The 12233-nt window shown below is 49.5% G+C and carries 4 protein-coding genes; 3 read left to right on the top strand and 1 reads right to left on the bottom strand.

All coding sequences use genetic code 11. The annotated features are described in order from the left end of the window. Positions 1-125 precede the first annotated feature (125 nt). The 3 genes from PU683_RS17995 (at position 126) to PU683_RS17985 (ending at position 2825) form a co-directional block, all read left to right on the top strand. Positions 126-1664, top strand: coding sequence for a methyl-accepting chemotaxis protein (locus PU683_RS17995; protein WP_277173881.1), 1539 nt, complete (start codon positions 126-128; stop codon positions 1662-1664). 211 nt (positions 1665-1875) lie between these two features. Next, positions 1876-2415, top strand: a complete 540-nt coding sequence (locus PU683_RS17990; protein ID WP_277174327.1) for a type IV secretion protein Rhs — start codon at positions 1876-1878, stop codon at positions 2413-2415. Positions 2416-2417: 2 nt separating this feature from the next. Then, entirely contained in the window at positions 2418-2825 is a 408-nt protein-coding gene (locus PU683_RS17985; protein WP_277173880.1) for a putative T6SS immunity periplasmic lipoprotein, read from the top strand. Here PU683_RS17985 and PU683_RS17980 read toward each other — a convergent pair whose 3' ends face one another. Then, positions 2826-12110: a hypothetical protein gene (locus PU683_RS17980; protein ID WP_277173879.1), complete on the bottom strand. Its 9285-nt coding sequence runs from the start codon at positions 12108-12110 to the stop codon at positions 2826-2828. Positions 12111-12233: the final 123 nt, after the last annotated feature.

The following is a 12233-nucleotide window of genomic DNA, read 5'->3' as shown; positions in this document are numbered from 1 at the left end:
GAAAGTGTAAATATCGCTATTTAATCTAAATTCCGCTCCGCTTTGGTCGATAACGCCACTAATGGCAACGCGTGATGCACGCGTTGCTAAATGCTCTCTCTCGCTCTCTCATTCAAGGGATCACTATGTCAGTCAGGCGTTTTTCATTACTTGTTTTTGGTCTATTACTCACTATCTTCCTCGTTAGCTCGGCGTCGAACCTCTGGTCGCTTACCCGCAGTAACGACTCGCTGGATAACGTAAACAAAGAGATCCGCGTGGTGCTGTCGGTCATCGATCCGATTAACCATAGCCGTACCCTGCGCGTACGCCTGATGGAGGCGATGATTAACGCCTCGCTGGGCGACAGCCAGAAAACGCAGGCCTCCCTTGAGAGTGCCAACGAGGTGATGCAAAAAGCCTCGGCGGCGTTTAATAACTATCTCGCCGCGCCGCGCGTTGCTGGTGAAGATGCGCTTGCCACGCCCTATCGCCAGGCCTGGCAGAACTATGTTGATAACGGTTTACGTCCGTTGATGGATGCCGCAAAAAACAACGACACTGCGCGCTTCAACCAACTGGTCAGCACTACCATTCCTCAGCTGGATCGCCAGTTCGAGATCACTCTTGATAACCTGCTGGCGTTCCGTGAGAAGTATGCCCAGCAACTCAACAATGAGGCGCAGAGCCGCTTCGTGAACAGCATGATGACCATCGGCCTCTTTGCGCTGCTGTTTACGCTGATCATTGTGGGGATCTTCATTCTGCTGCGTCGTCGAGTACTCTCGCCGCTGGATGCCGCCCGTCTGCACTGTCAGAAAATGGCGGCGGGCGAGCTAAATCTGCCGGTGGTTTCCAACTCGAAAGATGAGATTGGCGGCATGATGAGCGCGCTGGAGCAGATGCGTCTCTCGCTGGTGCAGATTATCTCTCAGGTACGCAACTCCAGCCAGAGCGTAGCTTACGCTGCAGAAGAGATTGCCGCGGGTAACACCGATCTGTCGGCCCGTACCGAAGAGCAGGCCGCTTCGCTGGGGCAGACCGCCGCCAGCATGGAAGAGCTGACCTCTACCGTGAAGCACACCTCGGAAAACACCCAGCAGGCCAACAGCCTGGCCGGGAATATGCGCAGCGCGGCGCAGGAGGGGAACGCAATTGTTGAAGAAGCGGTGGTGTCGATGAAGGAGATCGAAACCAGCTCAGGCAAGATCGGCACCATTATTGGCATTATTGAAGACATTGCCTTCCAGACCAACATCCTGGCACTTAACGCTGCCGTGGAAGCGGCGCGCGCAGGTGAGCAGGGGCGCGGTTTTGCGGTGGTGGCCACCGAAGTACGTAACCTTGCGCAGCGCTCCTCCGTGGCGGCGAAAGAGATCAAGGAGCTTATTGAGCTCTCTGGTCGTCAGGTGCTGGTGGGCAGCGATCGCGTTACCAGCGCGGGCGAGAGCATGCAGCGCATTATCAACTCGGTGAAGCAGGTCTCTGAACTGATGTCGGAAATTGCGCTCTCTACCGGCGAGCAGAGCCGCGGGATCGATCAGATCAACCTCGCGGTGGCGCAGATGGATACTGTTACCCAGCAGAACGCCGCGCTGGTAGAAGAAGCCTCTGCCGCAGCCTACTCGCTGAAAGAGCAGTCTCAGCTGCTGGAAGAGGCAGTGGCGGTGTTTAAGCTCAGCTAATCGGGCAATATCGTCAATGCGAGGCCAGCCATGTTATGTGGCTGGCTTTTTTATTTTTTTGGCAATCAAAGTAGGGCGGTAATTTAATCATTCACCTAACGCATCCATATAAAAAATAATCTGAATTCTCGTTTCCTGTTTATTACCTCTAAGCCGCGGTGTAGCGATTTATTGATAATGCTGCGCTGTTATTGGTGAGAGGGAATAAATGATGACTACAGGACGTAAAGAGGGAACATTGCGTCTGATGACGCTCGGTGAAATTGCCATGGCGCGCCAATTTTACGGCGATGCGATTGTGTATAGCCGCGTCTGGATCCACTGCGACAGCTACTTCCCGTTTGGGCTGCAGCATCCGGATTATGTGATGGCGCCTAATGGGGAGATTTGGTTTAGAGCGGGGCGTTATAAAGATGACTTTTCCTTGCCTTCTGCAACATTGCAGGAAAAACACATCTTTATACATGAGTTAGGGCACGTCTGGCAGCATCAGCGAGGGCGGTGGGTACGCACCCGAGGTCTCTTTAGCTGGGCAGCAAATTATTTCTACCGGCTCGATAAAGAGAAGCTTACAGATTACTCCCTTGAGCAACAGGCCTCTATTCTGGCGGATTATTGGTTGCTTCTTATTCATGGTGTTGATATTTGGCAGTTGTTTCAGACCCAGAATCAGCCAGGACGATATTGTGGAAACGATGATATTCGTGATATCCCGACACTGTATCGAGAAATTATTACAGGCAGAAGGTAAGGATGATAAGAACAATAAGAACAAGTGTGCTATTGATGGCAGTGTGTGTGTTACCTGGCTGTATCGGTTTTTCTGACAAAATGACACAACAAACGCCAACTCGGGTCGTTTTGAAACAACATGAAGTTTGCGCACTTTCCATCATGAAACCCGGCGAACAGATGGTCTCGGTTGAGATCTTCAGTACTGGCGAAGGAAAGCGTTTTGAACTCTTTCCAGACAAGCCTCGCTATATCGCGCCAGATGAGTGCCTGCCCATGTTTAGCACTGCATTCAGGGCAGGGGAAAAATATGCGTTTTACTGGAACGTTGTCCCTGTGAAAGGCGATGCTTACCTAATTACCGCCCAATTCACCCTTTCCACCGACAGCGCAGGGCAACCTTCTTCGATCACCGAACTCAACCCCTGACTAGCCTTCCAGATATTTATCCACCAGGTTCACGGTATAGGTGCTGAGCATCAAAATATCCCAGCACCGCATGGCAAAGCTTTCATCATCAGGAGTACTTGCGCTGAGATAAGCTTTGAAGTCGCTCTCAGTCACGCTTAGCCCGGTTTTGTATTCAGGATAATCCTCCAGGAACTGCTCAAGCGTCGTGTCGCCACTCGCCAGTTTTGCAATATCTTCCAGCGTATTGTCAAAAAGAACGGTACTACGACGCACCCTTCTGGCCACCGTTTTTTGTCGTAGCTGCAGGAGTTTTGTCCAAAAATTATGGTTAAGGCTTTGTTGTTTGACCATTTTTTCTACTTGTATTGTAGATAAATCTGACGGCATATAAACCTTTGCACGCCTGAATAGATTCCGGGAGTCGCGCAACGCATTGCTGAATGCTAACGGATAAGCCGTCACCTTTTTACCCAAAATATGTGCGAGGGCTTTACCGGTGGGTAAGAAACCGAAGGCGCCAAAGCAAGACTCAAGTTTTATCTCACGAATTTGACCTAACTTGATGGGCGGTGACTCACGCAGGCCGAGCCCTTTAATCACTTCTGAGAGTTCATAAGCATCCATATAGTTAGCAATACCCGGCGCGCCATGCAGCCTGACCGTCAATATCGGGCCATCTACAAAAAAGGAGGCATCGCGCCCAAGGAGGGAGGCTGTACGTAGCCTGCTAAGAGAAATATCTCCGGACAAGACGCCGTACTTAGTAAATAACTCATCAGGAAATTGGCTGGCGTTGATAATGCCATTTTGACTGACCAGGCGCTTATCAAGAAGATGGGGGTTGACCATCATAAAGTCACCATTACCGAGGCTGTACATCAGGTGATGTATAGCGAACGAGGGAGAGGAGGTATTAGCGAATACCACCAGCTTGCCTTTCTCCATCGTCTGCAAGGCAGCGCGGTCCGTCACCTGTACCGCCGTCGTGAACAGGCTCTCAGCCGTTGCGGTAATCGTCGATCCCCCTTTCGCGGCGTTCAGCAATGCCCCTAACGACTCTTGTAGCGCCGCGGCCTGTTCCGTCGCCAGCTCTCCGGCCTGTTTCAGCAGTTCAGTGCTTTTAGCGGCAAGATCAACGTCATCCGGCAATCCTGGAAGATTTTCGGCAAGGGATTTCAACGAGGGAGATTCAGGGCGCAGGAAATTTTTGGGTTCGCCAGCAATAATCTGCAGGTCCGGCAACTGCGCATTTCCCCTACGCCTGAAGGTTCCATTCACGAACTCGCCGAGCTGTTCTGCGGTTAATATTTGTTTGCCATCACTGAGGCTGCTATCGAGCACGTTATTTTTCACGCCGGCGAAGCGGCCATTACCGAGGCTCACCATGACATGGATTGGGCGCGGTCCTTTAGCCGGAAAATTAGGATCAACTTCCATAAACATCACGATTTCGCCCTGCTTTACGTTAAGCAGGTTTTCATAGCTATTAATGGCTTTGCTACTTGCAAAGAGGTCATCCACGTTGCCAGCAGAGGAGGCGCTGGTTCGTTGATATTTTGTTGCCTGACGTATGCCGGTGCGTAACGTTGTGGCCGGGCCTCTACTCATGAGTTCGGCATTTTCAAGGAGTGTGACCGCATACTCCCAACTGGTGTCAGGCGTTTGGTTTGTCAGCCTGCTACGCCTGGCAGCCGCGCGTACAGGATTGGCCCGCTCACTGTTCCCGAAGGCCATTTTTTTGTTGGTGTTGGCAATGTCAGCCACATTATCGACACTTTTTTTAGGAAAATACCAGCCAGGGCGCTTGAGGACGAATGCATTGGGCAACTGGCTATTCGGCCCCCGCACGAGATAGGGGCTAAAAGAGCCGTAATCTATTTTTACCTTATTTAGTTGATCCAGTGGATAGTCAGCATATTTTATGAGCTTCCTTTCGGAGGTAATGTTGGCGTATTTTTGCGCCCACTTTTCCTCTGGCATAATGATTGGGCCACTTAACTCTTCATATTGTTCATAAAACTGTCCAGCAGTAATGTCAAAAGCGTAATCTCTACCTTCTTTGGTGCCAATAACCAGGTAATGATTCATTGCTCCCATATCCATGCCGTTAACAAAAAAGGCCATCCCCCGAAGTCGAATGTCATCAAAACCCTTTTTTTTCAGGAAATTAGCCATGGCCGGAAGGACAAGTTCACATTTTTCAGACGGGGATAATATTGCGTCACTTAATCCGCCGGTATTTTTTATCTCCTCAAGATAGGCCACGGCATCAACATGTGGAGTGCTGATAAGATTTTCAGTTACCTTTCCCTTTTCTAATCCTTCTCTCATCGGTTGCTCACCCATGGTAACTGTTGGGTATTTTATTGCTCCGCCACGTAACCCCCCATAATTTTTATTTATTACCCAATTGCCATCTTCAAAGATAACCGGCTCACCATAGCTCAAACGTCCGGAATTGTTGGGGTCAACGGTTCGCCATGTATGTGCATAATCATCCCAGCGTACCTGATAGAGATTCCCTTCAGATTTAATAAAATACTTCCTGTCTACTGTATCGTCTGCTGTAGAGGTATAAACGTCAACGCCGTGTACATGAGTCTTTGATAAATCGTCAAGGGAAATATTTGTGGTTATATATTTATCAGGGATGCTTCTGCCTTTTGATACTATCTGGAAATCAGTGCTGAATATATTGCCAAGGCCAGAGGTAAGTCTGCTTTTAGGGAGAGAGATTTTTTTTAAATCGCCCAGGCTAACAGGGGAAACCAGATCAATCAGTGCATTAGCGCTAATTTTTGCCAGACCGGATGCATTAATAAGTCCTTGTTTTGCCATCTGTTTTATCACATATTTTTGTAGGCCTCTGCCAGCCAGGCCAATTTTTCTCCCTTCACTAATGATCTTACCCATCCCTTTTGCATTTTTAAGCAGTGATGCAGCTTTAGTGCCCGCCTGGGAAGCAACAAAGCAAATACCCACGACATCAAGCATAATTGATGTGGTATCAACCTTGGATTCTGGGTCATCTATTGCTCCACGGATCTCAGCATAAAAAGGAATGACAATATCCGCAATTTTTTGCAGTACCGTCGACTGATATAGCGCCGCTTTGCGATTTGTAGCGGAGCGTAGCAGTACATCATGAAAAGCTTTATTCAGAGTTTCTAATAACGTTTCTTGTGGTTGCTCAGCGTTAATTGAAAAATCATAGGTTAGCCCATAATATGCGCGATCTTTAAAAGGGTTGCTATAAGTAATGTCATCGCTACTTTTGTATAAGGTGTTTTCGATGAAATCTTCAAACTCTTTCTTTTTCCTTGTCTCAATTTTGTGATACTTACCGGCTAACACATTCTTGTTTTTGGGATCAAAATTTTTCAGGAAAAACGACTCCAGGAAAACGGACTCAATACCGTGATAGTGCGTTTGCTCCGGCGTAAGAGTGGCTATGGTTTTTAACCAGATATTCGCCATCATCTCATCATGAGAGAATACCCGGCTAAAAAGAGCGTCAGGGAAAAGAGAGAAGAAAATCCAGCGACCATCCTCAAGTTCAACAAATAACATTCCGCCATCGTGTTTATCATGAACATCTGTTGATTGAAGCACGTTAAAGTAGAAGCGCTTTTTAACTTTAGCGGTGATCTCATTTAAAGAGAGATCGGAAGAGAGAAGAAAATCTTTGGTGTTCTCACTGGCCTCGTAATCGCTATATTTTTCCTTATAGGTAGCGAATTGCTGATAATACTCGCTATCAGAGTTGAAGTATTCACTGCTTAACATATGCGACAATGGGGTATATCCCTCTGGCATCTTATTGATTTTTTTAAGAGGGTTCAACGAATAGGCGTCTGAATAATAAAGATTAACAACATCATCAATATCTGTAGACCTCAGGAGGCTATAGTTACTGTTGTTTTTTAATAACCAGTAAAGTAGAGGGGCGAGTAATTGATTTGCTTCTAAGTTTTCATCGTCTGGATAATTTTCTTTGTATATTTTCTCTGCTTCGTTATTGCTCCATTCTATATCCTGGTAATTTTTCTTCAGGGGTGGGAACTTAATTTTCGACTGCTGGATCGCTTCTATTAATTCCTGGCTCAGCGTATGGCGTTCGATGAGTTGTGCGATCATTGTTTGTGAAATGCTCAGTGTTTTTAACTTATCGAGCTCGGCTTGTGTATAGGCACCGGTTGCGGAGTTTCGGATAGCGATTTTTTGCAAAGTGAAATCTATCAGTAACTCTTCGGCAATACTTACGTTATCATCGCTTTCCGCGATTTTTTTCTTATTGGCAAGCGCTTTTTTCACAAAATCGATGCTGATATTCATCAGGCGATAATTTTTATTATAGTCGTCGATGACTTTCTGGTATTCGGCTTTGCGATCGAGAATGTTTTTCCTCAACGTGCTGAGTTGATTAATTCTGGTTTGATGGGTAGTAATTGTTAACTTGAGAGAGTTTATATTCTCCTGGGCGATGGGGATATCAACAGATAGCGGCCTCTCTAAAAGGAAATCAAGCCAGAAAGATATATCCTTCATACGGGCAGAGATAGCGTCGTATTGTTCTTTGATCTGCTTATCAATGGCCGCCGTGCTCAGCTGGGCAACCCTAATATTTGCCTCATTTACCGCAACTTTAGCTTGTTGCGCGGCATATAAATAAGCGCTCTCTTCTTCCTCGCTTAAGAACTCTTCACGATAGAGATTGAGTAAGTTTTGATTCCAGCTCAGATCTTCTTGTTCGCTACCCTTGGTCGGATCATAATAAGCTATTGATTTTTGCTGTTCTGATATTTTATTACTTAATGAAATAATACTGATAAGAGCATCGCTGGCCGGCTTTTCATAGAGCCTGTAAAACCCATCCTCAAGTGCTTTATGTAAGTTATGTAGAAAATCATCCAGCGACGTGAAATTATCCCGCCATAATATTGACTCTACTTTTTCTCGCGTTTCGCTATCAAGCGTAGCATCCTCAATGCTTTTAAGAAGAGTATCGATATCAAACGAATCTGCTACTATTTCTTCATCAAAGTAGTGCCATTCATTGTCCTCCCTAAAAAGAACAATAAATTTACTAACGCCATTTATAGTGATTGTGACACCACCTACATTAGGTTTTACCCAGCTGAAGTGCCAGTAACGATTTTGCAGATAGATATAATGCTCACCCGTTTTGCCTTGATATACAGTTCCCTCTAAGCCTGGCCCTGAGTTAAAGGGGCGCACAGAAGAATCTGGATCCCATTTTTTCATCTCGCCTATTAAATCAGCCGATAATGAATTAGGTGTTGAATTATTTTCTGTAGGATGCTTGTCATCCGTTGTTTTTAATGGGGACCATGTCGAAAGAGCCTCGTTATAATATATATTGAGATGTTCACGCCCGCCGGATTCAATTATTTTCCAGGTTTCTATTTTTTCTGAATCACGAAGTAAAATAGACACGACATGCCAGTAATAGCCGTTCACTAGTATATAGTGCTGACCGGTGGATTTATCTAAAAATAATTTATTACTTAATTTCTGTAATTGATCGGCTTTGACTTTTGCGGCGTTGTCAATCTTGAAAAAAGCGCTAATGTAATCCTCAATACTAAATTTGCCGACAGTTTTTACAGGCATAGGGCTTGTGTTAAATAGTGGTTCTGAGCCCCATTGTTGATTGATTCTCCTTATATTGATGATTCTTTTCTGCTGTGGATCACTGTTGTTCAATAAGATAGAAGCTGTCGAATCCCCTGTAATGATTATTGGCCAGTAAAAGCCATTGAGATAAATATAACTTTTATGGTTTTTATTATCTGTATAGATTTGAGCCTCATTGCCATCAACCATATTGTCATAATAAAAAGCGCTGGTTGTTGGCCAACTTTTAACCTTTTTATAAAGCTCCGGTAATACTGTGCTATTAGATAATCCAGCCGGTGAGGCTGTTTTTTCTGTCTTAGTGGGGAGGTCGGGGTAATTGTGCTTTGTGTTTTCGCTTGCAGTTGCTATCCAGGTATTGTTCTTGAGGTGAACATCAATTTTTAGCTCTCCCTCTTTTGCATAAGGATTGAGAGTGATGACTCCTTTCTGATTGTCTTTAAAATGTATCGGCCAGTACTTTTCGTTTATATAAATATAAAAGTTGCTGCCCGAACTATAAACAGAGCCTTCTTGCCCCTCTTTGAAACTGGAATTCACGAAACCTTGCCCAGAGGCCAGTTTCTCAACAATATCTTTTAAACTGTCGGAGATCTGAGAGGAGAGGATTTTGCTATCACCCTTATCAGGCGAGGCGTTCACCGCTATGCCTGTTCGGGAGGCACCCCTGCCCGGCGCAAATCTTTTTACCCGGCCGCTGCGGGAGAGTATCGGCACTTTTTTCTTATTTGTTGTGGCCGCAGACGTTTCACCTTCTGCCGCGGTTGTTGCAGCCGCCTTCTCTTCACCAACCTCGCTCTCTTCAGTGGTGGCCTCGTCAACTGTTTCGACGCTTAATTCACTTCCGGTGTCGCCTGTGAATTCATCTGATGTTGAAATACTCTCTTCTTCTTCACTATCCGCCATGCTTAATTGCTGCATCAGCTGCTGCATTCTCTCACGCTGTTCACGAGCCACCTGCTCCCAGGCTTCCTGCATCGCGCGCTCCGCGCTGGCCCGCACCACAGCGTTGACCCCGGCGTAACCGCCATACGCGAGACCGGACCACAGCGCTTCCTGCGGCAGGTCGACAACCACTTTTTTTGTCAGCGCGCTGGCATAGGTTTTTTTACCCTTAATCATCCGGCCACCGACAACAGTGGCGGCCACGCCATAACCGCCGGCCGGGGATAATGAGAGCGTCAGCCGGAACGCCAGCTTGGACAGCTCCTGATGGATAAGCCGATCCCGCGCACTGCGGCCCGGCGGCCCTTCACCCAGCCGCACGCGGCTCATCGCCCTGAGGTTCCTGTTCAGCGTCCAGCCGGTTTTCGCGCTGCGCAGGGCGATGCGTACGGGCAGGGAAACCGGCCCGGTCAGCAGTTTAAAGCCGCCTGAAATCGCCGCTGACAGTGCGCCGGAGAGGATCTTTTTCTCCGCCCAGTGCTGCACATCCGCAGAGACAGTGCGGGTGCCGGCCAGGATCTCTTCTGCCGTTGGCGGGTAGACCGTCGTCCCTTCCGCGGCATGTTTTAACGCCATGGCGACCCGTTTCAGCAGGCTTTCTGCCTGCGGATCGCTCTTGTCTGCAAAGTGCTGACGGTGCTCACTGAGCAGCTCCGTGAGCACGGTATCGAAGAGGCTGCTGGCGCGGGTGCGTGCCTCACCCGTCAGGCCCGCGAGAGAGGCCTCACGCAGAGCCTGCGCCCACTCCGCGATGCCGCGGGCCAGCATGCCGCTGCGGGAGAAGTTATCCGGCGCCCGGCCGGTGAGGTGGATGGCCTGCGTTTTGACCTGGCTCTTCAGGGTTTTCAGCGCCATCAGCCATTCACCGGCTTTCTCCTGCAGTGCTTTTCCGCCTTCATGCCCGTGTCCGCTCAGCCGGACGGCGGAGGCGTCAAGCTGCCGCCCGATCCCCGCCAGTTGCTCAAGGGCCTGGATCACTGTCTCATCCATCTGCGCGATCGCCTCCGCGCTTCCCGGTGCCGGGTGTGCCCGCAGCGTATCACTCAGCGCAAAATAAAATTCGTTAAACCTGGCCGTGTCCGCGAGCCGGGTGAGGGGAGAGAGCAGGGTCTCTATCTGGCCTGCGGCACTCTCCGCCATCTGCTGCCAGTGGTCGCTCTCTGCGGCAAGCCGCCGGGAAACCAGTTCATCCATTAACGCTGATTCACGGGGATCGGTGATTTTCCGGCTGACGTTTTGCTGCTGCTGTACCGCTTCCTGGCGGACCCACGCATAGCCCGGCAGGTGCCTGATTCGCCGCTCTGCCTGCTGTATTTCATCAAGCAGAAGCAGTGCCGTGTTGTTAATGGCCTGGCGGGTGCCTTCGCTGAGGAGCGGCGTCCGTTGCAGGGTATGCGTTGTGCGGAAGGCTGTGCGGCTGACTGCGCCCCCGGCAGAGTGTGCCAGCCAGACGGAGGCTGCCCGCACCGCACGCCCTTTTTTACGCCCCCTGTCCCAGACAACGTTTTTGATCCTGCCCGTTAAACCCGCCTCCTGCACAGGCTGAGGAGCCGCTGGCGCAGGCTCCGTCCGCTCTTTTTCCTGCAGCAGGTGAACGGCAACCGAGCCAAGTGCATCAGCCAGCGGTACCATGCTGCCGGCAAGCCTGGCGCGCGGCGATGTGCCCTGACGGGCCGCCCTGTTTACGGCGGCAATCAGCGGATTCCCCCTGAGGGCGCCCCCGTCGGGGGGGGTATCCACCGCCCGGAGGTACCGGGCATATAACTGATACCCCTGGCTCCAGTGCATGAGCTGTTCGGTGTTCATCTGCCCGGCACCCGGTTCCGTGAGCAGCATATCCAGGGCTGCGCGGCGTGCCTCCCGCGCGCCTTCAAGCAGCGTCTGCGCCCGGGTCTGCAGACGGGCCGCCAGCCGCTGGCGGGTTATCCGGCTTTCCGCAGCCAGCGAGGCTTTTAACAGACTGAATTTTTTATACTCCGCACTGAGCGCATGACTTTGTGCGAACAGGAGAGCCTCGAGTTTCTGGCGGCTGCCCTCGCGCTCTGCGGCCTGGCCCTGCTGCGGGAACAGTCTCTCAGCCGCGCGCGTGACCAGCTGCCCGCGCTGTTCGCGCGCCGTCTGTTCAACCTCCTCCTCCCAGTTCAGCGTGCTGACTCTGCGGGTGGCGCTGAGATCGTCCAGCGCAGCGTTCAGTTGCCGGATAAGGGCATTCACCACGGGCAGTGCCTGCAGCAGCTCAGGAGCGGGCGTGCCGTCAGAGTCGGTCACGGCATCAAGGGTATCAGTAAACCGGCGGGCGGGTTTAAGCAGCGATTCGGGGATGCGGCGGGCATCTTTCTGCAGAGTATCCCGGAGCTGACGCAGGGCGTTATTATCCAGCCTGACAAGGTTGTAACCCTTCTCATGATATTCGATAAGTTCGGGCAATTTTTTATTCAGCGCGTCCTGAATAAACTCACGCACGCCTTCTTTTTTATTTTCGTTCGGATGGTGGTTATTTTTTGCTGAGTTGTCCGGTGAGTGGCTTTTATTTTCCAGGATATCATCAGGGAAAAGGTAATAAATATCTCCGGCAAGCGCTGAATCATCATTTGTTAATGGTGAAGCATAAAAACCTTCCGGCAGTTCCGGATTCACCGTATCGGTCAGTTCAGTTATTGTGTCAGGAAGGTTTCTGGGAAGCGTATCATAGTCGGACATAGTCACCCCCTGATAATAATCTCTCGGACTTAACGATTAAAGGCGCTGATGTTGAATAACAGCAGGCTGTGAAAAATGTTAACTGCGAAGGCAATTTCTAATAATTAGCAAAAGGGGGAAGTG

Source organism: Candidatus Kosakonia sp. 282A-S69 (genome assembly GCF_029433855.1).
GTDB lineage: Bacteria > Pseudomonadota > Gammaproteobacteria > Enterobacterales > Enterobacteriaceae > Kosakonia > Kosakonia cowanii_A.
This window is presented reverse-complemented; position numbering and strand designations above follow the sequence as displayed.

Excerpts from the sequence above, each read along its gene's own strand:
- PU683_RS17990 (WP_277174327.1), top strand. The coding sequence starts at position 1,876 with ATGACTACAGGACGTAAAGAGGGAACATTGCGTCTGATGACGCTCGGT.
- PU683_RS17980 (WP_277173879.1), bottom strand. The coding sequence starts at position 12,110 with ATGTCCGACTATGATACGCTTCCCAGAAACCTTCCTGACACAATAACT.
- PU683_RS17995 (WP_277173881.1), top strand. The coding sequence starts at position 126 with ATGTCAGTCAGGCGTTTTTCATTACTTGTTTTTGGTCTATTACTCACT.
- PU683_RS17985 (WP_277173880.1), top strand. The coding sequence starts at position 2,418 with ATGATAAGAACAATAAGAACAAGTGTGCTATTGATGGCAGTGTGTGTG.